General features: G+C 60.4%; 20 protein-coding genes. 5 read left to right on the top strand and 15 right to left on the bottom strand.

Going from position 1 to position 23,199, the window contains the following annotated elements; translation table 11 throughout:
• The first annotated feature begins 9 nt into the window (after positions 1-9).
• On the top strand, positions 10-837 hold the full coding sequence (locus tag C5L12_RS11230) for a RibD family protein (protein WP_105372131.1): 828 nt from the start codon (positions 10-12) through the stop codon (positions 835-837).
• Here the strand turns inward: C5L12_RS11230 and C5L12_RS11225 are convergent.
• From C5L12_RS11225 to C5L12_RS11210, 4 genes are read right to left on the bottom strand one after another with little or no spacing between them, the layout of a single operon-like run.
• Positions 796-1,581, bottom strand: a complete 786-nt coding sequence (locus C5L12_RS11225; RefSeq protein ID WP_157949034.1) for a class I SAM-dependent methyltransferase — start codon at positions 1,579-1,581, stop codon at positions 796-798. The two genes, C5L12_RS11230 and C5L12_RS11225, sit on opposite strands and share 42 nt — an antisense overlap.
• Positions 1,578-2,624: a glycosyltransferase family 4 protein gene (locus C5L12_RS11220; protein WP_105372129.1), complete on the bottom strand. Its 1,047-nt coding sequence runs from the start codon at positions 2,622-2,624 to the stop codon at positions 1,578-1,580. The genes C5L12_RS11225 and C5L12_RS11220 overlap by 4 nt, the downstream gene beginning before the upstream one ends.
• The gene (locus C5L12_RS11215; protein WP_105372128.1) at positions 2,621-3,019 is read right to left on the bottom strand and encodes a 6-pyruvoyl trahydropterin synthase family protein; all 399 of its coding nucleotides are present in this window, start codon (positions 3,017-3,019) and stop codon (positions 2,621-2,623) included. Before C5L12_RS11215 ends, C5L12_RS11220 begins: the two co-directional genes overlap by 4 nt.
• Before the next feature lie 9 nt (positions 3,020-3,028).
• Complete coding sequence (locus tag C5L12_RS11210; RefSeq protein ID WP_245422841.1) at positions 3,029-3,997, bottom strand: zinc-dependent alcohol dehydrogenase; 969 nt, start codon at positions 3,995-3,997, stop codon at positions 3,029-3,031.
• A 298-nt stretch (positions 3,998-4,295) separates the two neighbouring features.
• Here C5L12_RS11210 and C5L12_RS11205 point away from each other — a divergent pair, with 298 nt between their 5' ends.
• The gene (locus C5L12_RS11205; RefSeq protein ID WP_105372126.1) at positions 4,296-5,081 is read left to right on the top strand and encodes a CDP-alcohol phosphatidyltransferase family protein; all 786 of its coding nucleotides are present in this window, start codon (positions 4,296-4,298) and stop codon (positions 5,079-5,081) included.
• Positions 5,071-5,850 (top strand): FkbM family methyltransferase, encoded by a 780-nt coding sequence (locus C5L12_RS11200; RefSeq protein WP_105372125.1) that lies wholly within the window; start codon positions 5,071-5,073, stop codon positions 5,848-5,850. Before C5L12_RS11205 ends, C5L12_RS11200 begins: the two co-directional genes overlap by 11 nt.
• Here C5L12_RS11200 and C5L12_RS11195 read toward each other — a convergent pair.
• Positions 5,821-6,711, bottom strand: a complete 891-nt coding sequence (locus tag C5L12_RS11195; RefSeq protein WP_105372124.1) for a lysylphosphatidylglycerol synthase transmembrane domain-containing protein — start codon at positions 6,709-6,711, stop codon at positions 5,821-5,823. The genes C5L12_RS11200 and C5L12_RS11195 overlap by 30 nt on opposite strands.
• Positions 6,712-6,996: 285 nt before the next feature.
• Here C5L12_RS11195 and C5L12_RS11190 point away from each other — a divergent pair, with 285 nt between their 5' ends.
• The gene (locus C5L12_RS11190) at positions 6,997-8,430 is read left to right on the top strand and encodes a sulfatase-like hydrolase/transferase (RefSeq protein ID WP_205839332.1); all 1,434 of its coding nucleotides are present in this window, start codon (positions 6,997-6,999) and stop codon (positions 8,428-8,430) included.
• A gap of 12 nt (positions 8,431-8,442) precedes the next feature.
• Here C5L12_RS11190 and C5L12_RS11185 read toward each other — a convergent pair whose 3' ends face one another.
• The 5 genes from C5L12_RS11185 to kynU form a co-directional block, all read right to left on the bottom strand.
• Positions 8,443-9,156, bottom strand: a complete 714-nt coding sequence (locus C5L12_RS11185) for an ABC transporter ATP-binding protein (RefSeq protein WP_105372123.1) — start codon at positions 9,154-9,156, stop codon at positions 8,443-8,445.
• Entirely contained in the window at positions 9,153-10,925 is a 1,773-nt protein-coding gene (locus C5L12_RS11180) for a branched-chain amino acid ABC transporter ATP-binding protein/permease (protein WP_105372122.1), read from the bottom strand. Before C5L12_RS11180 ends, C5L12_RS11185 begins: the two co-directional genes overlap by 4 nt.
• 3 nt (positions 10,926-10,928) lie before the next feature.
• On the bottom strand, positions 10,929-11,963 hold the full coding sequence (locus C5L12_RS11175) for a branched-chain amino acid ABC transporter permease (RefSeq protein ID WP_105372264.1): 1,035 nt from the start codon (positions 11,961-11,963) through the stop codon (positions 10,929-10,931).
• Between the two features lie 289 nt (positions 11,964-12,252).
• Positions 12,253-13,410: an ABC transporter substrate-binding protein gene (locus tag C5L12_RS11170; protein WP_165924175.1), complete on the bottom strand. Its 1,158-nt coding sequence runs from the start codon at positions 13,408-13,410 to the stop codon at positions 12,253-12,255.
• 130 nt (positions 13,411-13,540) lie between these two features.
• Entirely contained in the window at positions 13,541-14,734 is a 1,194-nt protein-coding gene (kynU, locus tag C5L12_RS11165; RefSeq protein WP_105372121.1) for a kynureninase, read from the bottom strand.
• Positions 14,735-14,908: 174 nt separating this feature from the next.
• Here kynU and C5L12_RS11160 point away from each other — a divergent pair, with 174 nt between their 5' ends.
• The gene (locus C5L12_RS11160) at positions 14,909-15,829 is read left to right on the top strand and encodes an alpha/beta hydrolase (RefSeq protein ID WP_425350778.1); all 921 of its coding nucleotides are present in this window, start codon (positions 14,909-14,911) and stop codon (positions 15,827-15,829) included.
• On the opposite strand, the gene C5L12_RS11155 is transcribed toward C5L12_RS11160, so the two are convergent.
• From C5L12_RS11155 to C5L12_RS11135, 5 genes are all read right to left on the bottom strand, one after another.
• The gene (locus C5L12_RS11155) at positions 15,822-17,819 is read right to left on the bottom strand and encodes a CocE/NonD family hydrolase (RefSeq protein ID WP_105372120.1); all 1,998 of its coding nucleotides are present in this window, start codon (positions 17,817-17,819) and stop codon (positions 15,822-15,824) included. The two genes, C5L12_RS11160 and C5L12_RS11155, sit on opposite strands and share 8 nt — an antisense overlap.
• A 26-nt stretch (positions 17,820-17,845) precedes the next feature.
• On the bottom strand, positions 17,846-19,477 hold the full coding sequence (locus C5L12_RS11150; RefSeq protein WP_105372119.1) for an ABC transporter ATP-binding protein: 1,632 nt from the start codon (positions 19,475-19,477) through the stop codon (positions 17,846-17,848).
• Positions 19,470-20,297, bottom strand: coding sequence for an ABC transporter permease (locus tag C5L12_RS11145; protein ID WP_105372118.1), 828 nt, complete (start codon positions 20,295-20,297; stop codon positions 19,470-19,472). The genes C5L12_RS11150 and C5L12_RS11145 overlap by 8 nt, the downstream gene beginning before the upstream one ends.
• Positions 20,294-21,301 carry an ABC transporter permease gene (locus C5L12_RS11140; RefSeq protein WP_105372261.1) on the bottom strand — a complete coding sequence of 336 codons (1,008 nt, stop codon included), beginning with the start codon at positions 21,299-21,301 and terminating at the stop codon, positions 20,294-20,296. Before C5L12_RS11140 ends, C5L12_RS11145 begins: the two co-directional genes overlap by 4 nt.
• 80 nt (positions 21,302-21,381) lie before the next feature.
• On the bottom strand, positions 21,382-22,971 hold the full coding sequence (locus tag C5L12_RS11135) for an ABC transporter substrate-binding protein (protein WP_105372117.1): 1,590 nt from the start codon (positions 22,969-22,971) through the stop codon (positions 21,382-21,384).
• Positions 22,972-23,199: the final 228 nt, after the last annotated feature.

Below are 23,199 nucleotides of genomic sequence, written 5' to 3'. Positions count from 1 at the left end.
AGGCGATGGATGCAATCAGTCAGAGTAACCGACGAGATGTGGCAGCATCTGCTCTCGCTTCGCGAGGGCCTGATCGGGCCTCGCGTGCTTTCCCCGGATGCCGACGTCTCCTGTCTGCCCCTTTACGCCCCGATCGCCCGGCGGAGTGGGCAATTCGTCCTGGCACAAGTCGGCCAATCGCTCGATGGCCGAATCGCAACTCCGATGGGGGACGCCCAGGATGTTTCAGGATCCGACGGGATCGCCCATCTGCACCGTTGCCGTGCCCTGGTCGATGCCGTCGTCGTCGGCGTCGGAACGGTGGTGGCGGATGATCCGAGCCTTTCCGTTCGCGCCGCACCCGGAAGGAGCCCCGTGCGTGTCGTGGTGGATTGCAACGGACGCATGCCCCACCGCGCCAAGATGCTGAACGACGGCGGGATGCCAGTTATCGTCATACAGGCGGACGACGTGGCACGCCGCAATGGCGGGCATGAGCTGATCTCATTGCCACGACAAGCGGATGGCAGCCTGTCGCCCCGCGATATTCTTGCGGCCCTCACCGAGCGAGACCTTACCTCCGTGCTGGTCGAAGGAGGGGCAAACACGATCTCGCGCTTCATCGACGCGCAATTGGTCGATCGGCTGCATGTTTCCGTCTCACCTATCATTATCGGCTCGGGGCCGGCAGGTATCCGGCTCACGCCAATCGATCGGCTTTCTCAGGCGCGCCGTCCTGAAGTTCAAGTGTACAACATCGGCACCGATATCGTTTTCGACTGCAATCTACGTGTCGAAGCCCAGCGGGCGGCGGCATTACCGGATTGCGAGGATATCCTGATGGCCGACACGGCATGAACATTCCGGCCGATCGATCATCGCGGTCCGGAATTCTGCCCAGTCATCGACCTCAGCTGCATCGAGCAGGCCATATTCCTGAACTGCGCGGATTATTCCATCGAGAAAGAGCCGTTGCAGCTCCGCGTCGGCCGCTGTCATGATCCAAGGCGAAGCGGCAGTCTTGACCGAATAGCCTCTTTTTCGCAGGCATTCCGACAGTGTTTGCCACGCCGTCGGTCCGAGCGATAGGCCGAATCCCTTGTTACTCAACTGATGGGCATTGAAACTCGCCATGATCGCCTCATCGAGGGCATGTGTTGTCGACCAGTGCATCTCGCCGTCATAATTTAATGCGGCATAGAGGCAGGCGCCGACTTCAGACATCTTTTCGACAAATGCCAGGATGTATCGTTCGGAACAGAGATCAAAAAGCGCCGACGCCGTCACCAGACCAACATCGGCAAGCGGCAGTGCTTCCAGATCGTTCAGATCTCCGCAGAGGAACTCCGCTTCGCCCAGGTGGCGGCGTCGGGCCTCATTCAGCAGTTGCGGATCGTGATCGAACAACCTCCAGCGGCGGTTTCCGCCTATCTTGGGCGAAAGGGTGCGCAAAGTCGAACCGGTGCCGCATCCGATGTCGAGAATGCCGTCCCTGTTTGTGTTCCTGACGGCTTCGATCGCTCCGGCCAGCAAGGCCTGATCGCGGGAGCGGACGTCTACCGGCTCCCGCAAGGCAAGCCATGTCTTGCCGAAGCCGGTCACTGCACCGCCTCCAGATAGTCGGATATGACTGTGGCCGTGTCTTTCCAGGACGGCAAACTTGCGCCCGCGATCGCAGCGGCGTCCGCCATGGCAATGCGCGTCTCGGGTTCCTGCAACAGTCGGCGCAATGCGGCAGCAAAAGTCTCCGGATCATCCGGAGGTACAAGGAAGCCGGCGCTTTCCGGCACCACATCCGGAACCGCACCGGCTGCGCAGGCGACAATGGGCAGGCCTTGTGCGAGCGCTTCGGCAAAGACCATGCCATAGCCCTCATACCGGCTGGCGAGCGCAAAAATGTCGGCTTTGGCGAGCTCGCCGCGTACGTCGTCCAACTGGCCGGCAAAGTCGATCCGATCGCCCAGGCCCGACTGGGCGACCTGTCGTTCGAGCGCCGCCGTGACGCCTGGATCGAGGGTCTTGCTTCCGACGATGCGGCAGATCCAAGGCAGGCCCTGGACCTTTTCGAGCGCGCAGATCAGCACGTCGTGGCCCTTGCGGCGGGTCAGGGTGCCGATGCTAAGGATCAGCGGCGGGTCGCCCCCACCGACCGCGAGGGGCGCTGGATCGACCCCCGGGGTGGCCACCGCGATCTTTTCAAACGGCACCTGGTAGTTCGCCGCAAGTTCTGCTGCGGTGGCGTGCGATGTGACGATTACGCCCCGGCTGTGTTCCAGCGCCGCCTTCTCCCGTGCTTTGAACTCCTGTTGCCTCACCTCACTCAGCCCCGTTTCCAGAGCCAGAGGATGATGCACGAGCGCCAGTATCTTAAGCCTTTTGGCCTCTCGCGCAGCCCATTGGTTCATGACCCCGAAGGCAAGCCCGTCGATCATCACGAGACTTCCGGCCCTGCACTTGCCGGAAAGATGTCGCCCTGCGTCGTCCAGCTGGGCGTTGCTAGGAGTTGGAAAACCCTCACCGAGCGAAACCAGCTCGATATTCCAACCACGTTCGGCAAGCGATGCGATGACGCGCCGGTCGTAGCCGTATCCGCCCGTCCGGGTTTCCAGGTCTCCGGGGTAGGCAAAGATGAGGTTCCGGTTCACAACGCGGCCTCATACCAGCCTCGGGCCATATGGGATTCGTGCAGCATAACGCGCAGTTTTCGGATGCGCCCACCATCGCCGCCCAGCCGGCCTTTGCCGATCGCCTCGGCGATACGGTCGAAAATGTACTTCGCGAGAAATTCCGTCGTCGTTACCCGGCCGGCGAATATCTCGAGCGTATCTAGATTCTGATAGTTCAGCGGCGCAAGGACTTCTTTCAGAACGTCGATGGCCAATCCGATATCGACGGCCAATCCGTTGTCATCTAGGTCTTCGGTGAAAAAGGCGGTGTCGACCACGAAAGTTGCCCCGTGCAGGCCCTGTGCGGGCCCGAAAACCGGGCGGGGAAGGCTATGCGCGATCATGACGTGATCACGGACTTCGACGGCGAACATGGGATTTCCTCAAAAGCGAATACGGTGGCAGAGCGTGGCGGGCGAGCCGATTATGCGTGCATAATCGTCGGCCAATGTCTGGAAGGCGGTTTCTCCCGAAATCAGGCAATCGAGCTTGCTGTCGGCAAGGAGCTGAAGGGCCTTCGCCATTCGCCGCCTGGCATTCCAGCGAGGGCGGTGGTCCGGCGGCAACGTACCGACCTGGGAGCTGACGATGGAAAGCCGCCGGGCGTGGAAAGCGCCGCCCAGGGGGATTTGCGCAAGCCGCTCTCCATACCAGCTGGCCTCGACGATACGGGCTTCGCATCCGGCATGGTCGAGGGCGGCGGCAAGCGCCACGTCGGAGGCGGAAGCGTTGATCAATACATCGCAATCGTGCGGGATCGCATCCGGCAGGGTGAAGCGGACGCCCAAAGTTCTCGCGGCTTCCAAACGGTCCTCGATTATGTCGCAAACCATCGTTTCGGTGCCGATGATCCGCGATGCCAGATAGGCAACCATCAGCCCGACAACGCCGGCGCCGAAGACGGCAACCCGATCACCCGGCTGGATCCTCGCGTCCCAAATGATATTGAGAGCGGTTTCCATATTGGCGGCAAGGACAGCCCGTTCGGGCGGAAGATCCTCCGGCAGGGTGTGGACGGAACCGGTTGGTACGCGAAACCGATCCTGATGTGGATGAAGACAGAAGACAGGCCTTCCCACCAAAGAGGCAGGCCCCGCCTCCACGACACCCACGGCGGCGTATCCGTATTTGACGGGAAAAGGGAACCGGCCAGCCTGATGAGGCGCCCGCATGCGCTCATATTCGCTTTCCGGCACGCGTCCTTCGAAGACGAGGGATTCGGTACCGCGGCTGATGCCGCTGAAAAGCGCACGAACCGTGGCTTCGCCTCCCGCTTCCGCAGGAAGGGCTTCGGAACGCAGCATGCAGCGCCCTGGTCCTTCGAACCACAGCGCACGGCTTTCATTCGTCACGGCTGCTTCCTGAGCTGTCTCACGCCTTGTCAAAACCAGCCCTTTCGCTCCTATCAAGTCACACCTAGGGAGTTAAACAATCGCGGCAAGGGAGCGTTTCCGCGAGAGGGTAAGCGCCGTATCACGTTTATTTGACAGGGCTTTCAAAATCCAGCCTTGGCGGTTCGTCGTAAATCTCCCCATCTTGCCCGCCAGGAGCTTGTCATGGATTCTTCATATAGCCTTTCGGGGAAAGCGGACGGCGTCACGCACCTCCTCAGAATTTCGGGTCGGAAAACCTCCTTGAAGGGGCGTTGCGATGGTTGAGTGGACCGGTGCCCACCGTCCGGACGAAATGTTGGCCCGCAATGCCCGCCGCTCGCTGTTTATCGATGCCGCTGCAGCCACTCTGGCCGTTGGGGCGGTTCTTTTGGCAAGCATGTATTTTTTCGGCAACCGTCTGGGGCTAGACACTCCGGCGATCAGCACCGCCTTTGCCATTTATGCGGTAATTTCGGCGGTTTCCCTTGGCAACCTCGGGGCGCATGGGCACAGCCGGTTCGGCTTCGCCAACGTCATTACGACGATCCGCGGCGCGGTTACGGCCGTTCTGGGTGGGTTGTTGCTGGCCTCAAGCGGGTTCGGCCATCATTCCGAGACGTTGTACCTTACCGGATTGGGAGTTTCCGTCATCCTTGGCCTGGATGGGATAGACGGCTATTTCGCGCGCAGAGGCCGCACGGCTTCGCCTTTCGGTGCGCGTTTCGACATGGAGATCGATGCTCTGCTCATCCTTTTCCTGTCTCTGGCCGCGTTCCTGTTGCACAAGGCCGGGGCCTGGGTGCTGCTGATCGGCCTGATGCGTTACGGCTATGTTGGCGCCCAGGTGCTCCTTCCCGGGCTTCGTGGGGATTTGCCGCCTTCCACCCGACGTCAAGCAATCTGCGTCGTGCAAGGAATAACGCTCTGCCTGCTCCTCTTTCCGGTGGTGGCGCCGCCAGTGTCCGGCCTGCTTGCTGCAGGGGCACTTGGCGCGCTCACCTACTCCTTCGGTGTCGACGTGGCGTTTCTGCTGAAGAGGAACGGGCGCGGTCATGCGGGCTGACTTTGCGGCCTCCCTCGGGCTTGTCCGCTCATTGCTCATCTACTACGGCCAGCCCTGGCGCCGTTCGGCGCTCCGGCGCTTTTATGCAAACTTCATCAAGCCTGATGACTTGGTTTTCGATATCGGCGCGCATGCCGGCAGCCGCAGTCGAACGCTGCTTTCGCTCCGCGCCAGAGTGGTCGCGCTCGAGCCGCAGCCGATGTTTGCCGATTTCATCCAGCGCGCCTTTGCCGGCGAAGATCTTATCCTGCTGCGCAAAGCCGTAGGGAAGGAGGCGGGAAGCGTCGATCTGCATATTTCACGCAGGCATCCGACCGTAACCAGCATTTCGTCCGCCTGGATTTCGAAGGTTGGCAAGACCCCAGGCTTCCGTAATGTCACCTGGGATCGGATCGAGCGCGTCGAAATGACCACACTGGACGCATTGATCGCAGAGTTTGGCCCTCCGCGTTTCTGCAAAATCGACGTGGAGGGTGCAGAAGCCGATATCATAGCCGGCTTGCATCATCCGGTGCCGCTTGTCGCCTTCGAATATATTCCCGCCACCATGGAGATCGCCGAAGAGGCGATCGGCCATCTGCGGAGACTTGGGCCATATCTTTTCAATCGCGTCGAAGGAGAGCGACATCATTTCGTGCGTTGCGAATGGATGTCTGCCGACGACATGTTGATCGAGCTATCCCGGCTGACCAAAGATAATTCGTCCGGCGATATCTATGCACGGCTTGAAGGGGATGATTCAGGCCCGCTTTTTGCCGAGCGCCGCTGAAATCAAGACAATGAGACCGGGCGTGGCTCCCGCCAGTGCCAGGAGGCCGTAGAGGATGCTGGCGGCAACTCCGTCCGAGGCCGTGTAACCGAAGAGGGGCCAAAGCGACGCTGCGGCCGTTTCACGGGCTCCCCATCCGGCGATCGTGGCCGGTATCAACATCGTCAGCAGGCCCAGTGGAATGGCGGTCACGGCTGCAAGCGCCGGCAGCGGTGCGCCGACAGCTGCTGACGCGACCATAAACATGGCAATGTAGCTTCCGACGATCGCAATGCTCAACGCCGTCTGCAACAACCACGCTCGCTCCTGCAGGAAGACCTGGGCAAAGGCTGTATGGAGCTCTTTCGTGTATGGCGCGATCTTTCGTGGCGGATAGCGAAAAACAATGAGGACAGCCACCGCCCCAGCGGCGACGAACAATGCGAAACCTTGAAATGGAGTGCGCAGATTTTCTGGGATCATTCCGCCGTCGAGAAGGGGCCAGATCAAAATTCCGAATGCCGCAATGAGAAAGAATATGCCCTGACCGGCTACCCGCTCCAGGATTACCGCCTGGGCCGGAACCTTCCAACCCTCTTTTATTCCGGCGCGGTTACGGAAGGCTCGCAAGGTATCGCCTGCCACGCCGCCCGGAAGAAGCTGGTTGAGCAGCGTTCCCAGGTAATATTCGCCGATTGCCCGGCCTCGATCCAGGCCTTGCCCAAGCCTCGCCGCCGTAAAGCGCCAACGCAAAGCGGAAAGCACGATCTGAACCTGGACCAGAATGAGCCCTGCTATAACATGAACAAGGCTGGCCGATGACAGATCTGCTGCTATTCGTCGTGGATCGGAACGCCAGATCACGGCAACGAGAAGTGCCATAGCCGCTATAATGCCGATAAACTTCAATAGACGCATAGCGTGCAACAATGACGGAGAGAGGGACGCATGAATGAATACCGGCCTTTTCGCGCGCGAGGTCGCAACGTTCTTCCACAGTATCATACGCGTCCCGCTGTAAACCGGTTTTCCACTCTTCGGATCACGATTTCGTTGTTGTTGGTCGCTCTGATCCTGGCGCTTCCATCCAATCCGCAGTCCCTCGTGGACCTTTCTGACGTAAGATTTCCACTCGAAGTCGCGGGGCTTGCATTCCTGGCGTCAACGATGAGTGGCCGGTTTTTGGCCCTCCTGCGCTGGTCAGCCACTTTGCTCGCTGGCGCAATGCTGCTTCTCAAATTGGCGGACCTTGGCACCGGCATTGCCTTCCAGCGGCCGTTCAACCCGTATCTGGACGTCAAGATCCTAACCGACGGATGGAACCTTCTGAGCGGTGCGGTGGGGGCCAGGGAGGCCGTCGGAATCATCTGCGCCGGTCTGCTTGCTTGGCTTCTGGTTGTTGCCCTGCTCTACTGGTCGCTCGGCGGCTTCCGTAATCTTTCAAGCCAAACGCGGCGGCGATTAGCAATCGGAAGCGGCGTCCTTTTGCTCGTCGGCCTGACGCTGTTTGCTGTGCAGGATGATAACCGCCGCAATCTCGGCGTCGACGCGCCGACCTTCCCCTACATCGTCAACCGGATCGACATGATAAGGGAGTCCAATGCCGACCTTGATCGTTTCGAGGCCGAACTGGGTCGTGATGCGGTTTCCTCCGGCCCGCATTTTGCGGCGTTGTCCGGCATGGACGTCGTGCTGGTCTTTATCGAATCCTACGGCCGTAGCGTCATCGAAGATCCGTCATATGCCCTCCGGATCCATGATCGCCTCGCTGCGGTCGAGCACGAGGTCCAAGCGTCGGGATTACAGGCGCGCAGCGGCTGGCTCACCTCGCCTACGGTCGGAGGTTTAAGCTGGCTCGCGCATGGCACCCTTCTTTCGGGGCTGTGGGTTGATAACCAGTCTCGTTATGACCGGATGATCACGAGCGAACGGCGAAGCCTCAACAGTCTTTTTCGCGCATCGGGTTGGCGAACTGCCGCAGTCATGCCGGCGATTACGCTCGACTGGCCGGAATCGGCCTATTTCGGCTATGACCGCGTTCATGCTGCCGCGGGCCTCGGCTACAAGGGAAAACCCTTCAATTGGGTGACGATGCCGGATCAATATACGCTGGCGGCCTTCGAGAAGCTGGAGCGATCACCCGGACATCGACCTCTCATGGCGGAGATTGCGCTGATCTCCAGTCATGCGCCCTGGACGCCAATTCCTTCACTGGTCGACTGGGACAAAGTAGGTGACGGGACCATCTTCAACGACCAGGCGGAGAGTGGCGATCCGGCCTCGGTCGTGTGGGCAGATCCCGAGCGGGTGCGTTCGCAATATGCAGCCTCGATCGACTATGCGCTTGAGACCCTCGGCTCCTATATGGCTCGATATGGAGAGAACACGCTTTTTATCCTGCTCGGAGATCATCAGCCCGCCTCGATCATCACCGGAGAGGGTGCGTCCCGCGACGTGCCTGTTCATCTCGTGACCGGCAACCCGGAGATCTTAAAACGCATCGACCCTTGGAAGTGGCAACCGGGCATGCTTCCCACGAAGGATACACCGGTTTATCGAATGGACGAATTTCGCCAGAAATTCGTCGAAAGTTTCGATTGATCGGGCAAGGTTTCAGGAATGCGCGCCAAGATAACTTTCCATCAACGCGGGATCGACTGCCAATTCGGCTGCGGGACCGGAACGCCGTACTTCACCGAGCTCCACCAGATAGCCTTCATCGGCAATTTCCAGGGCTGCGCGCGCGTTCTGCTCTACCAGCAGGATGGCCACTCCGGTTTTTCGTAGTTCCGAAACAATGTTCAGGATGTCGGCGACGATTCTGGGCGCGAGACCCAGGCTAGGCTCATCGAGCAGCAACAGGCGCGGGCGGCTCATCAGCGCGCGCGCCAGCGCCAGCATCTGACGCTCGCCACCCGATAGCGTACCAGCCAGCTGTTTGCGTCGCTCGGCAAGTCGAGGGAAGCGTGCATAAAGCTCTTCACGGGTTTCTCCCCGTTCAGAGGCGCTGCGCAGGAAGCCGCCGAGTTCAATATTGTCCTCGACGGTCATGGATGAAAAAAGCTCCCGCTTTTCCGGCACAAGGCATAGGCCTGCAGCGACGCGGGCCTCGACAGAGCGCGGCACCGGGACTCCATCATAGAGGATCGCACCGGTTGAGGGGATAACGCCCATGACCGCATTCAGCAGCGTCGTCTTGCCGGCACCATTCGCGCCGATCACGGTGACGATGCTGCCGGGCCGCATGGCAAGCGAAATGCCATGCAGAACCTCGGCATGTCCATACGAGACATGGATATCGGTCAATTCGAGCAGGTTCCGGCTCATGCCACGCCTCCGAGATAGGCGGCAACCACGGCTGGGTGCCTGCGGACGTCCGCCGGCCGGCCCTCGGCAATCAGTGTGCCGAAATCAAGGACGACGAGATGATCGACAAGGCCCATGACGAAGCCCATATCGTGTTCGACCAGGAGCACGCTGACGCCCTCCTGGCGCAATTTGTTCAGAAGCGTGGCAAGCTCCTGCTTTTCTCCGTGCCGCAGGCCAGCCGCGGGCTCGTCGAGCAGCAGTATCGTCGGATCGGCCGCAAGTGCACGAGCGATTTCGAGAATACGGATCTGGCCGAGGGCCAGATCGCCGGCTGGCCGGTCGCGGTATTGGCTAAGGCCGACGCGATCGAGCTGGTAGGCTGCTTCGGCGAGCAAAGTCGCCTCCTCCTCCCGGTCGAGCCGAAGGAAACTCCTGAACACCCCGGCGGAGCCACGCAGATGCGCTCCGAGGGCAACGTTTTCCAGAACCGACATATCCGGCAGGATCTTGGCGTGCTGGAAGGTTCGCGCGATGCCATGTTTGGCGATCTCGCGCGGACTGTTTCCGGTCAAAGGCTGGCCCTGGTAGGAGACGGAACCGCTGGTGAGGGAGGCGATGCCGGTGATCAAGTTGAAGGTCGTGCTTTTACCCGCGCCATTGGGGCCGATCAATCCGACAATCTGTCCGGCCTTTACCTCGAAACTTACGTCGCTGACCGCCACCAGCCCGCCAAAGGCCTTGCGGGCCCTGTCCACCTTGATGAGCGGCGAACCCGGCGGCGCAAGCGTGCGCTTTGCAAGTTTTCGTACCGAGGTGGGAATTGACCGCTGGCTTTTTGCGGGCATCAGGCGCGCTACCATGGGCCAGAGGCCATTGCGGGCAAGCTGCAGGATGGCGACAAGAAGGATGCCGAAAACGACCATTTCCACATTGATGCCGCTGCCGACGAGCTCCGGCATGACGCGCTGCAGGATCTCCTTGACGATCAGCACGAAGGCCGAACCGAAGATCGCTCCCCAGATGTAGCCGGAGCCGCCGACCACGGCCATCAGCATATATTCGATGCCCATATTGAGGCCGAAAGGCGTCGAATTCACCGAACGCTGCATGTGGGCGTAAAGCCAACCGGAAAGGGCTGCGACAATAGCGGCGAAAATGAAGACAATGAGCTTTGCGCGCTCGATGTTGACGCCGAACGCCTCGGCGGCCTGACCACCGCCACGCAAGGCACGAATTCCACGACCGATTCGCGAATTGAGGAGGTTCTGCGCGCCGATGGCGGTAAGGATCACAAAGATCCAGATGACGTAGAAAATCGACTGGCCGCTGAGAAGCGGATAGCCAGCTATATTTAGCGGCGGTATGCCGGTGATGCCATCGTAACGACCGAGCATTTCGATGCGCCCAAAGAGATAATAGATGGCGAGACCCCAGGCGATGGTGCCGAGCGGCAGGTAATGTCCCGAAAGCCGCACCGTCATCAGTCCCAGCGGAACGGCAACGGCGGCGCCTATCAATAGCGACACCGGTAGGGTCATCCATGGCGAGAAACCATGGGCGGTGGTCAGCACGGCGGTGGTATAGGCGCCGAACCCACAGAACGCCGCCTGGCCGAAGGAGGTCAGTCCGCCGACGCCGGTCAGCAGCACAAGGCCTATGGCGACTAGTGAAGCTAGCCCGACATTGTTGGCGAGCGTTATCCAGAATGGCGGAACCGGCAGCAGGGGAAGAACCGCGAGGACGACGATAGCCGCGATGCCAGGCATGAGGTGCTTGTTGGCAATCATGGCTTACTCCTCCTCATGGTGGACGGCATCGATGGAGAGCCAGATCAGCACCGGAACGATCAGGCCGAACACGATGATCTCCTTGTAGTTGCTGGCAAAAAACGAAGCAAAGGATTCGACCATGCCGACGCCGATTGCGGCAATGGCCGTGACCGGAAAGCTGCCCATACCTCCAAGAATGGCGGCCACGAAGCCCTTGAGACCGATCAGGAAGCCGGTGTCGTAGTAGATGGTGGTGATCGGTCCCATCAACACGCCCGACACGGCGGCGATTGTCGCCGCCAGCACAAAAGCGGTGACGCCCGTCAACTGCGTGCGCACGCCGACGAGCCGGGCACCGAGCCTGTTGACTGCCGTCGCCCGCAGCGCTTTGCCGAGCAGCGTCTTTTCGAAGAAGAAATAGAGGGCGACCATGATCAGGATGGTCGTGAGATAGATCAGCACGCTCTGCGCCGTCACCAACAGAGGTCCCATGGTGAAGCTGCCGTCATGCAGCGGCGTAGCGCGCAAGCCTTCAGGGCCGAAGAAGATCAGCCCGAGACCCAGCATGGCGAGGTGAACGCCTACCGACGTGATCAGCAGCACCAGTACCGATGCATCCGCAAGCGGCCGGTAAGCTATACGGTAGACGTAGAGACCCATGGGCGCGATGATCAACACGGTCATCAGCGCGCGGATGACGGAGGGTAACTGCAGCGGCGCCAGATAAAGCACCGCGCCATAGATCAACAGAGGCAAGCCGAGATTGAGCGCAAAATTTCGGGCGAGCGCGTCGACCTTGAGATCGCGCCGCCATGACCAGAGGTCGAGCAGAAAGGCAGCCACGCCGAAACAGAGGAGGAGCTTCGGCGTTCCCGGGACATTTCCCGCATCGAGTGTCGCAAGTGTCAGTGCGCCATAGGCAACAAACTCGCCTTGGGGAATGAAGATCACGCGGGTGACCGAAAACACCAGGACGATGGCTAATCCCAGAAGCGCGTAGACCGCGCCGTTGGTCAGGCCGTCCTGGATCAGGAATGTCGCAATGGTCGCGTCCAAATGCATCCCCCACGCTTGTGCGATGGAATGGTGTTTCGATAGGATCCGCCTGCGGCGGATAGCATGTTCAGCAAAATGCAGGCCGTTTCCGACAGCGTCCCATCCGTCACGACCGACTGATCCAGTATCCTGCCACGGCGGGTCCGCCGGGAACGGCTTCTTACCAGGGTCTCTGGCACACAAGGCTTTCGTAAGCCGGATACCGCATCAAGGCCGAATGACGGAGAGAAGCTGTGGCTTTCCCTCGTTGGAGAGGGAAAACCGACACTGGGCCGTTCGGTGAAACGGCTTACTTCTTTTCCGGAAGCAGCTGGAACTTGCCGTCCTTTGCGGTCAGCAGCACGGCGCCGCGCTGGTCGAGGCCATAATGATCCTCCGGCGTAAACTGGAACACGCCATGGGTCGCATTATAGGGACCGCTCGATTCTATGGCATCGCGCAGTGCTGCACGAAATTCCGAGGTGCCCGGCTTGGCCTTCTGCAGCGCGACTGGCACGGCCTTCTTGAGGATGACCATGGCATCCCAGACATGCGAGCCGAACTGTGTGCGGCTATTGGGGCCGAACTTGCCTTCATAGGCCTTGAGGTAGGCCAGGCCTTCCGCCTTGGTCGGCGAATCGTCGGGCTGGTCCTCCGCCACCATGACGGGGCCGGAAGAGAAGATCGTGTTCTCTACCGCCTTGCCGGCAATGCGCAGGAACTCGAAGGTTACGGCGCCCGAGACAACGTAGACCGGACCCGTGAATCCGCGCTCGCGCACGCCGATCTGCGGCAGTGCCGCGCCGGTGCCGGAAGCGCCGATGAAGACGGCGTCGGGCTTGGCGGCAATCGCTTTCAGAACCTGACCGGAAACCGAAGTATCGGCACGGGCATAACGTTCGTCGGCCACGACTTCCAGACCGTATTCCTTGCCGGTGTTCTTGAGTTCTTCGACCCATTGCTGGCCGTAGGAATCCGCAAAGCCGATGAAGGATACGCGCTTGACGCCGTCCTGTTTCATGCGTGTGAACATGCGCTTGGCGAGCACGCTCGAATACTGCGGCAGAACGAAGGTCCATTTCCCCTTGGCGACCGGCGGCGGCACCGGAGAAATGGCGAAATGCGGCACGCCCACTTCGGCGGCAACGCCGGCCGCACCGATCGCAGCCGGCGTCAGGGCCGAACCCATGATGACGTCGACCTTGTCGTCGTTAGCAAACCGACGGGCATTGGTCGTAGCGATCGAAGGGTCGCCGGCATCGTCAAGCAAGATCACCTTGAGCTTTTCGCCGGCGATCTCCTTGGGCCAGAGTTCCACCGAGTTTTTCAACGGAATGCCGAGCGCTGCGCCCGGGCCGGTGGTGGGGATCGTGACGCCGATGGTGATGTCTGCCAGCGCGGGGGTGACGAATACGGGAAGGGACATGACGGCAATCGCCGCTATCCCCGCAAAAAACCGGTGTTTCATAAAATCCTCCCAGGACAAAGTGGGCGATCTCCTCCCGCCCGCCTGTTTGTTTACATGGAGATTGTTTCTTTGTAAACAATCTCCATGTCAGGACTCCTGGTTTGATTGGCTTTCACCGGAAACCGAGCGATCAGGTTACCAAGGCCCGCTGCTTGTATTCCGCGCTATCCCAAAGACGGTTGGTCATGATGTCCTCCAGAACATCGGTCGCCCTCAAAACGTCCGCCTCCCCGATGTAAAGGGGCGTGAAGCCGAAGCGGATTGCATTCGGAGCTCGAAAATCGCCGATCACGCCGCGGGAAATCAAGGCCTGCATGATGGCGTAGCCTTCCGGATGAAGGAAGGAGATCTGGCTGCCGCGCTTCCGGCCGTCGCGCGGCGAGCCGAGTTCCAGCATGGGGCACCGCCGCTCAACCTCCGTCACAAACAGGTCGCACAATCGGATCGATTGCCTGCGCACATCCTGCATATCGACATCCTCCCAGGCATCGAGCGCCGCATCGAGAGCGGCAAGACCGAGGATCGGCGGCGTGCCGACGCGCATCCGATCGATGCCGCCGCCGGGCCGGTAGCTGAGATCGAAAGCGAAGGGCTGTTCATGCCCGAGCCAACCGGAAAGCGCTGGCCTTACCTTGTCCGCATAACGCGGCGTCACATAAATGAAAGCCGGAGCACCCGGACCTCCGTTCAGGTATTTGTAAGTACAGCCTACAGCGAAATCGGCTTCGGCTTCAGCCAGATCCACCGGCAGAGCGCCGGCGGAATGGGCGAGATCCCAGAGGGTCACGACGCCGAGAGAATGGGCCTTCCTCGTCAGCGCCTTCATATCGTGCAGCCGCCCGGTGCGATAATCCACCTCGGTCAGCATCAATACGGCGACTGTCTCGTCGATCGCAGTTTCCACCTCTTCGGGTTCGACGATCTTCAGCGTGTGTCCTTTGCCAAGTGAACCTAAAAGCCCGTGGGCCATGTAAAGATCGGAGGGAAAGTTCCCGCTGTCGGAGAGGATCACCTTGCGTTCCGGCACCAGTTCGAGGGCCGAGGCAAGCGCCTGATAGACCTTGATTGACAATGTGTCGCCCATGACGACCGTGCCTGGCGCGGCACCGATCAGCTTACCGACTCGGTCGCCGATGCGGCGCGGCATCGTCATCCAACCTGCCTGGTTCCAGCCCTTGATGAGAAGCTGGCCCCATTCCTCCCTCATCAGCCTGTCGACGCGCTCCCTGGCCGACAGCGGCAGCGGGCCGAGGGAGTTGCCGTCCAGGTAGGTCGTCCCCTCCGGCAGATAGAAGAACGAGCGGGTTTTCGAAAAATCCGTCACGAGAAGCACCTTGCAGTTAGAGACAACGGCGACGATGAAGGTCAGACTAGAAGCTGGTGCCGGTCATGCAAGATGGATTCGCGCCGGGGTTGGCGGATTTCGGGCGCATTCCGAACTTGTTCAGCGCCAACGGCCGCATTAACCTTCCACCATCCTGCACCGGAAGGTTTGTTGATGATGATGAACACTGCTTCCAAGCCGGGACCCCGCCCGGAAGAGTCGGGTATTCTGGAATTCCTGAGGATTTGCGACGATTTCTATCCAGCGGATGCGGTCAATGCTCCGATCCAGCAGCAGCGCGACTGGTACGACGCACTTTGCGCCCGTTTCGACCAGCCCCTGCCGCAGGGCCTCACCTTTCGGGACGAGATGCTGTTCGTGCCAGTCCGCCACTATCGCCCGGCCAAGATAGGCACCGAGACCGTATTGCTCTATCTGCACGGTGGCGGCTTTGTGGTCGGTTCGCTCGATAGCCATCATGCAATCTGCGCCGAGATAGCCGAACATGCCGGCGCCGAACTTGTTGCAGTGGACTACCGGTTGGCACCGGAACATCTCTGGCCGGCCCAGACGGACGACTGCTTCGGCGTGTTGAAACAGCTTCTTGGACAGGGAAACAGGATTGTCCTGATCGGCGACAGCGCCGGCGGTAACCTCGCGGCGGGCCTGGCTTTGCGGGCGCGCGACGAAGGGCTTCCCGGCGTTGTCGGCCAGGTGCTGATCTACCCCAGCCTCGGCGGAGACCTGGTTTCCGGCTCTTACCTGGAGATGGCGCAGGCGCCCGGGCTGACGACTGCGGACGTCGCCTACTACCGGGCGATCCTGAAAGCTCCGTCGGACGAGCCGGTGGCTCATCCGCTGCTGGCACATGATCTGGCTGGTCTGCCGCCCGCTTACATCACCGTCGCGCATTTCGATCCGCTTCGCGACGACGGATATCTTTACGCACAACGACTGAAGCGGGTGGGTGTGGAGGTCAGCTTACGCGAAGAGCCGCAGATGGTGCATGCCTGGCTGCGGGCCCGGCATATGAGCCAGGGCGCTCGCGAAGGTTTCCATGCGGTATGCGAAGCGATTAAGCGATTGGCTACATGAGATCGCGCGGGATCGACTTCTCGAATATCTTTTCGAACACCTGTTTTTCGGCCTCATAGGCGGTCACGGATGCGCCGATCAGCCAGTCCCTGTCGGTGCAGGAAATCCGCGAAATCGAAATTGTCCGCACCGACCAGCCTGGCCGCTGCATGTCGCATGTCCAGATAGCGGTGCCTTTCATGGAAAGCGGGTCATCCGGTGAGATCGACCACAGTTCCTCGCGAAGCTGGCGCGTCGAAAGCCCGGTGCCGGGACGTTCGGTAAGCCCGGTATCCTCATGAACGAGGTAGTCGGTGCGGTTGGCGGAGAGGTCGCGGGTTATGCTGCGCCTCGTAACGGGTGGCGTATGGGCGATATATTTCGGCAGGGGATCGGGATTGCCGGGCTGCTTCATTTCGAACGACTCGTGTTCACCAAGCATAGGCAGCGCGAGGCCGAGTGAGGCGATGTCGATGGTCAGTCCGGAGTTTACCGGAGGCGGGAGGATCGTAGGCCAGTAGGCCGTCGAGAGCGACAGCCGGATGCGGTGCCCTTTTCCAAAGCGGTAACCGCAAGCGTCAAGCGCCAGACGGATCGATACCGGCTCGCCCGGCGTCAGCGGTTTCGGTTCGGCATTGCCATCACGATGGGCGAGGTTGATGACACCGAAGGAGACCCGTGTCGCCGAGCCGTCCGGATGTATGTCGACCACGCGAGCGCAGAGGTTGGCAAGCTCCGCATCGGCACGAAGCGCAACGGTCAGAACCGGTTGGCCCAGATAGGCCTGCGGTTCGGAAAGCGGCATCGTCTCCAAGACGAGAGAGCCGGCATCGTCGACGCGCTGGTCCCCTGCAAGCTCCGCATCGGGCTTGAGGGTGAACCATTCACCGGAGGCCGTACCCGTATCGAGAGGCGACTTGAGATATATTTCATGCGCCGCGCTTGGGATCGGCATGCCCTCCAACAGCGTACCGAATTGATCGACATAAAAGCAACGCATATCCGGCTTCGACCAGACCTCCTTGGAAATCCAGATCCCTGGATCCGAATCGCGGCGCAGCGCAGGCTTCGGCCCGTCGAGAAGATAGGCGCGCACCTGGGGAATGGTCTCGACGCCATTTTCCTCGCCGCGGAGCCAATGGTTCCAGAAGGCGATCGCTTCGCCAAGGAAATCGGCGCGCGGTTTCGGCCAGGCAAAATGTGGATATTTGTGCACCCAAGGCCCGATCAATGCCTTGGCCTTCTTGCCGAGACCCTCAACGGCAAGGAGCGGCGTGTTGCGGTAACCGTCTGCCCAGCCAGCGATCACCAGCGCCGGGATCTGGATTGCTGAATAGTCCTCGGAGATCGAGCCGTGCCGCCAGAAATCGTCTCGACGCTGGTGCGTCAGCCATTCCTCCATGAAGAATGGCTCGTTCTCCAGTCGCTCCATCCACATCTCGCGCCAGCGCTCGCCGACGAGTTCCGGGTCCGGCGGACGCGATTGATAGGCAAGCATGGTTGCGGCCCAAGAGAGCTGCGCCGATAGATGGCAGCCATTCTTGTAGTGGATGTCGTCATTGTATCGATCTGTCGTGGATGCGATCGAGATTACTGCCTTCAAGGCCGGCGGGCGGAGCGCTGCCACCTGCAGGCTGTTGAAGCCACCCCAGGAAATACCCATCATCCCGACATTGCCGTTCGACCAGGGCTGTTCGGCGATCCAGGCGATCAGTTCGCAGGCATTCGCCAACTCAAGCTCGGTATATTCGCCGTCGATGACACCGTCCGACTCGCCTGAGCCGCGGATGTCGACGCGCACTCCGGCAATGCCCGCCGCAGCGAAGGCCGGATAGGTGGATTCGTCTCGGGCACTCGTTCCGTCGTGCTTGCGATAGGGCAGGAATTCAAAGACCGCAGGCACCGGGTCTGCTTCGGCGCCGTCGGGGATCCAGATGCGGGCAGCAAGCCGCGTCCCGTCCCCCAGCGTGATCCAATGGTTTTCGATGACGGTGAAAGAGCGCTCGGTCATGTCGCATGCACTTTCAAAAAAGACAGTCAGTTTCCGGCGCTCGCCATGCGTCTTGTGCTCAGAACCCGCTCAAGCCAACCGATCTCCATCTCCGGGACGGATTTCAGCAGCAGGTCGGTATAATCGTCGAATGGCGGCGAAAGCGCTCGAGATTTGGGCCCGAAGCGCACCAGCCGGCCGCGATGCATGACGGCAACTGAATCGGCGATGGCCCTCACGATCGCAATGTCGTGGGTGATGAAGATATAGGAAAGCTGAGATTCCGTCTGCAGCTTCATCAGCAGTTTCAGGATACCCTCTGCAACCAACGGATCGAGCGCGGAAGTCGGCTCGTCACAGAGAATGAGTTCCGGCTTTGCGGCGAGCGCCCGAGCGATCGCCACACGCTGCTTCTGCCCGCCGGACAATTCCGCCGGGTAGCGGTCAATGAAGCCATTGCTCATCTCGATCTGCTCCAGTAGTTCCTTGACGCGCGCCGTCTTTGCCGCACCGCGCAGACCATAATAAAAGGTCAGCGGCCGACCGATGATATCGCGCACTGTCTGGCGCGGGTTCATCGCCGTGTCGGCCATCTGATAGATGAGCTGGATGCGGCGAAGTTCATCGCGTGACCGGCTTTTGAGTGCGGGCGTCAGCGGCTTGTCTTCGAAAGTGATCCTTCCGTCGCTTGGTGGTAGAAGCCCGGTGATGACGCGCGCCAGCGTCGACTTTCCGGAGCCGGATTCGCCGACGATCGCCAGCGTCTGGCCCTTGCAGAGATGAAGCGACACCCCGTGCAGCACCTTGAAGCCGTTCGAATATTGGGCGCTAACGTTATCAACCCTCAGCAGCGCCTGGCTCTGGTCAGGCGCCTCTTGCCGCGCCGTCTGGCGAACGTTCACCAGCGCACGGGTATAATCCTGTGTCGGTGCTTCGATGATCTGCTGCACCGAACCGTATTCGACCGTCTTCCCATATCGAAGTACCATGATGTCGTCGGAAATCTGGGCCACGACGGCGAGATCATGAGTGATGTAAAGTGCTGCGGTGTCGGTCTCTTCGATTGCGTGCTTGATCGCAGCCAGGACGTCGATCTGGGTTGTCACGTCGAGCGCGGTCGTCGGCTCGTCGAACACGATCAATTCCGGGTTCGGGCAGAGCGCCATAGCCGTCATGGCGCGCTGAAGCTGCCCGCCTGAAACCTGATGCGGAAAACGGTCTCCAAAGGTCTCCGGGTGCGGCAGGCCGAGGACGCGGAAGAGATAGAGGGCTCGCTTGCGGGCCTCGTCCTTGCTCATCAGTCCGTGCTTGACCGACGCCTCGATCACCTGATCGCCAAGGCGATGTGCCGGGTTGAAGGCTGCCGCGGCCGATTGGGCCACATAACAGACCTGAGCGCCGCGTACCTTGCGAATGCCGGCCTTGCCTAATGCCAGGATGTTCGTTCCGTTCAGCGAAACTTCGCCGCCGGTGATCTCGGCGCCGCCGCGGCCATAGGCGAGGGCGGAAAGGCCGATGGTCGATTTGCCGGCCCCGGATTCGCCGATCAGGCCGAGTACCTTGCCTTTCTGGAGGTCGAAGGACACCCCGTCGACGATGGTGATGCGCTTGGGCGGCTCGCCGGGCGGATAGCTGGTCGCCTCGATCTTGAGATTGCGGACGGACAGAAGTTCAGGCATCGCCGCGGCCTCCCTTGAGGCTGGAAGTTCGTTTGAGCAGCCAGTCGACCACGAGATTGACGCAGATGGCGAGCGCGGCGATTGCCGTCCCGGGCACCAGAGCCGCCGAAATGCCGAAGATGATGCCGTCCTTATTGTCCTTTACCATGCCGCCCCAGTCCGCCGCGGGAGGCTGGATGCCGAGCCCGAGGAAGGAGAGCGTGGAGAGGAAGAGAATGGAGAAGGCGAAGCGCAGACCGAATTCAGCGAGCAGCGGAGAAAGCGTATTGGGCAGGATTTCCCGGAAAATGATCCAGGTGGTGCCCTCGCCACGCAGTCTTGCTGCTTCCACGAACTCCATCACTGCTACGTCGAGCGCCACGGCACGGCCGAGTCGATAGACGCGGGTCGAATCGAGCACCGCCATCACGAGGATCAACACGATCAGATGCTGCGGCAGGACGGCGAGCACGACCAACGCGAAGATCAATGTCGGGATCGACATCATCAGGTCGTTGAAGCGGGAAAAGACTGTGTCGATCAGACCGCCCGAGACGGCGGCGATAAAGCTCAGCAGAATTCCGAGCGAGAAAGAAATGACCGTCGCGGCCAGCGCGACCGAGAGAGTGGTGCGGGCGCCGTAGATCAGTCGCGAAAGAATGTCGCGTCCGAGGTTGTCGAGGCCGAAGAAGAATTGGGCGTCCGCCTCCTGCCAGACGCCACCGACCACCTCGGTCTCCCCATAGGGAGCGATCAACGGTGCAAAGGCGGCGCAGAAGCAGGCAAGGGCAATGCCGAGGATACCGACCCAGGCGGTGATAGGGATTTCTCTCAATCTCATCGCGGATGCCTCAGACGGGGATTGGCGATGATTGCAAGAATATCGGCCAGCATGTTCAGGAAGATGTAGACGGCGGCGAAAATCAACCCGCAAGCCTGGACGACCGGCATGTCGCGCACCGTCACCGCGTCGACCATATACTGACCCATCCCTGGATAGACGAAGACCACTTCCACTACGACGACGCCGACGACGAGGTAGGCGAGGTTGAGCGCCACGACGTTGATAATCGGTGCGAGAGCATTGGGGGCGGCATGTTTGACGATCGCCCGAAAAGCGGAAAGACCTTTGAGTTCCGCAGTCTCCATATAGGCGGAGGACATGACTGACAGAATTGCGGCGCGGGTCATCCGCATCATGTGGGCAAGAACGACCAGCACCAGCGTTGCAGTCGGTAGGGCGATCGCCTTGAGCCGTTCGATGAAGCCCATGCCCTCGTAGACGGTGGCAGGAAAGGTCGCGATGCCGAAATTGACGGCGAAATAGAGGATCAGCAGGTAACCGATGAAGAATTCCGGCAGCGAGATTGCCGCAAGGGATATGACGTTGATGATCTTATCCGGCATACGGTTGCGGAAGTGCACGGACAACATGCCGAGCCCGACGGCGAGCGGCACGGAGATTACCGCTGCAAAGCCCGCAAGGAATAATGAATTGCCGAGGCGATTGCCGACTTGTTCGGAGACGGAATTTTTGCTCGCCCAAGAGGTACCGAAATCACCTTGAACCGCTCCGGCCAGCCATTCGAAATAGCGGGTGACGACGGGGCGGTCGAGACCGAGTTCGGCGCGGATGTTTGCAACCGCCTGCGGCGTAGCCGACTGCCCAAGATAGGTCGTGGCGAAATCGCCAGGCAAAGCTTCGACGCCGCCGAAGATCAGCATCGAAACGGCGACGAGAAGCAGGAGAGAGAGCAGTATGCGCTCGATGACAAGAGCAAGAAGGGGAAACCGTTCTTGAAAACGCTGTCTGGGCAGGCTCTCTGTTTCGGTAGGATTGGACATCGGCAGAAGGCCTCGTTCTGAAACGGAAGGAGGATCGCGGGGCGCCCGCGATCCGTCAATCGGCATTCCGTCTTGAAGAACTAGGCGTCCAGCCAGACGCGGGTCGCGACATAGCCGTTCGACATGTCGTTGCCGATGTCGTGAACGTAGCCCTTCACCTTCTTGCTGGCGGCGTTCACGAAGTCGTTGAACATCGGCAGGATGAGGCCGCCCTCGTCACGTACCGTCATTGCCATGGTGCGGTACATGTCCTTGCGCTTCGTTTCGTCCAACTCGGAGCGGGCCTCGAGAAGGAGCTTGTCGAATTCCGGACGCTTGAATTTCGTGTCATTCCAGTCGGCGGTGGAAAGATAGGCCGTGGAATACATCTGGTCCTGGGTCGGACGTCCGCCCCAATAGGAGGTGGAGAAGGGCTGGACGTTCCAGACATTCGTCCAGTAACCGTCGCCGGGTTCGCGCTTCACTTCGACATTGATGCCCGCCTTCTTTGCGCTCTGCTGATAAAGCACGGCGGCATCGACGGCTCCCGGGAAGGCGACCTCCGACGTACGCAGCAGAACAGAGCCGCTGTGCCCGGACTTCTTGTAGTGAAACGCCGCCTTGTCGGGGTCATAGGCGCGTTGCTCGATCCCCTCCGGGAAAAGCGCATAGGTGCTGTTGATCGGGAAATCATTGCCGACCTTGCCGTAGCCGCCGAGGACGGTTTTCACCATGCCTTCGCGGTCCATGGCATATTTCAGCGCCAGCCGCAGGTCGTTGTTGTCGAAAGGCGCCTTGTCGCAATGCATGATGAAGACGTAATGGCCGCGGCCGGAGGTGGAAAGAACCTCCACCGTAGGAGCGCGCTTCAGGAGCGCGACGGTCTTCGGATCGACGCGGTTGATGTAATGAACCTGTCCGGAGGAGAGCGCGGCGATACGGGCCGTCGCGTCGTTCATCGCAATGATCTCGACGGAATCGACAAAGCCGCGATCGGAGCGCCAGTCGTCCGTGTTCTTTTCGAAGGTGGCCCGAACCCCCGGCTCAAAACTCGCTACCTTGTAAGGCCCGGTGCCGATCATGGCGTTCGGATCGTCGGTGCCGCCGTTCGGCTGGATGATCAGATGGTAATCGGTCAGCAGCAGCGGGAGGTCGGCATTGCCTTCCGTCAGCGTGAGGACGAGATTGCCGCCGTCGGCCTTGATATCCTTGATCGATTTCATCACGCCTAGCGCGCCGGATTCCGCCTTCTCGTCCGTATGCCGCTTGAGGGTGGCAATGACGTCGTCGACTGTCAGGGTCTTGCCGTTGTGGAATTTCACACCGGAGCGGATCTTGAAGGTCCAGGTAACGGCATCGGGGGAAGGCTCCCAGCTTTCGGCCAACGCAGCAACAGGTTTGCCGGTCAGGGGTTCGGACTCCACCAGCATGTCGCCCCAGCAGCGGCCGACAACAAACATGAATTGCGAAAGCGCCTTGGCGGGATCCTTCGAATCGGTTGCGGCAGCACCTTCCAGACCGAGTTTGAGATGCCCGCCCTTCTTCGGCGTCTGAGCTTCGGCACTTGCGGCAAAGAGCTGGCTTGCCGCCGTGAGCGTCAGCCCGGCTGCCATGGCCCGGCCCATGAACTCACGGCGGTTCATGCCGCCCGCCGTTACGCGACCGGCGAGGTATTTCGTAAAGTCGTTCATTCCCCTGTTCCTTATCGTTGAGTTGAAAATGCCTTCTTCAGGCTCATCCTGCGGTTTCCTCTTCCGCTCGGATCTGCCCGTCATCGATTCTGGGAAATGCTCCGGTTGCCGCCGGTCTTTCCATCCTAATGATTAAGCGCGGTACCGGTCGATGTCTGCCGTTTCAATCGCGTCGGATGCCGTCTGGTGCCGCTGGCGAAGTCTTTCAGCGATTAAGGTTCGGATCGT

The sequence above is a fragment of the Neorhizobium huautlense genome (assembly GCF_002968575.1).
GTDB classification, from domain to species: Bacteria; Pseudomonadota; Alphaproteobacteria; order Rhizobiales; family Rhizobiaceae; genus Neorhizobium; species Neorhizobium huautlense.
Note: the sequence above shows the minus strand (reverse complement) of the source record. Positions and strands in the feature narration are given on the sequence as shown.

Excerpts from the sequence above, each read along its gene's own strand:
- C5L12_RS11180 (WP_105372122.1), bottom strand. The coding sequence starts at position 10,925 with ATGATTGCCAACAAGCACCTCATGCCTGGCATCGCGGCTATCGTCGTC.
- C5L12_RS11215 (WP_105372128.1), bottom strand. The coding sequence starts at position 3,019 with ATGTTCGCCGTCGAAGTCCGTGATCACGTCATGATCGCGCATAGCCTT.
- C5L12_RS11145 (WP_105372118.1), bottom strand. The coding sequence starts at position 20,297 with ATGAGATTGAGAGAAATCCCTATCACCGCCTGGGTCGGTATCCTCGGC.
- C5L12_RS11150 (WP_105372119.1), bottom strand. The coding sequence starts at position 19,477 with ATGCCTGAACTTCTGTCCGTCCGCAATCTCAAGATCGAGGCGACCAGC.
- C5L12_RS11205 (WP_105372126.1), top strand. The coding sequence starts at position 4,296 with ATGGTTGAGTGGACCGGTGCCCACCGTCCGGACGAAATGTTGGCCCGC.
- C5L12_RS11200 (WP_105372125.1), top strand. The coding sequence starts at position 5,071 with ATGCGGGCTGACTTTGCGGCCTCCCTCGGGCTTGTCCGCTCATTGCTC.
- C5L12_RS11140 (WP_105372261.1), bottom strand. The coding sequence starts at position 21,301 with ATGTCCAATCCTACCGAAACAGAGAGCCTGCCCAGACAGCGTTTTCAA.
- C5L12_RS11170 (WP_165924175.1), bottom strand. The coding sequence starts at position 13,410 with ATGAAACACCGGTTTTTTGCGGGGATAGCGGCGATTGCCGTCATGTCC.
- C5L12_RS11195 (WP_105372124.1), bottom strand. The coding sequence starts at position 6,711 with ATGGCACTTCTCGTTGCCGTGATCTGGCGTTCCGATCCACGACGAATA.
- C5L12_RS11135 (WP_105372117.1), bottom strand. The coding sequence starts at position 22,971 with ATGAACGACTTTACGAAATACCTCGCCGGTCGCGTAACGGCGGGCGGC.
- C5L12_RS11190 (WP_205839332.1), top strand. The coding sequence starts at position 6,997 with ATGAGTGGCCGGTTTTTGGCCCTCCTGCGCTGGTCAGCCACTTTGCTC.
- C5L12_RS11155 (WP_105372120.1), bottom strand. The coding sequence starts at position 17,819 with ATGACCGAGCGCTCTTTCACCGTCATCGAAAACCATTGGATCACGCTG.
- C5L12_RS11160 (WP_425350778.1), top strand. The coding sequence starts at position 14,909 with ATGATGATGAACACTGCTTCCAAGCCGGGACCCCGCCCGGAAGAGTCG.
- C5L12_RS11185 (WP_105372123.1), bottom strand. The coding sequence starts at position 9,156 with ATGAGCCGGAACCTGCTCGAATTGACCGATATCCATGTCTCGTATGGA.
- C5L12_RS11230 (WP_105372131.1), top strand. The coding sequence starts at position 10 with ATGCAATCAGTCAGAGTAACCGACGAGATGTGGCAGCATCTGCTCTCG.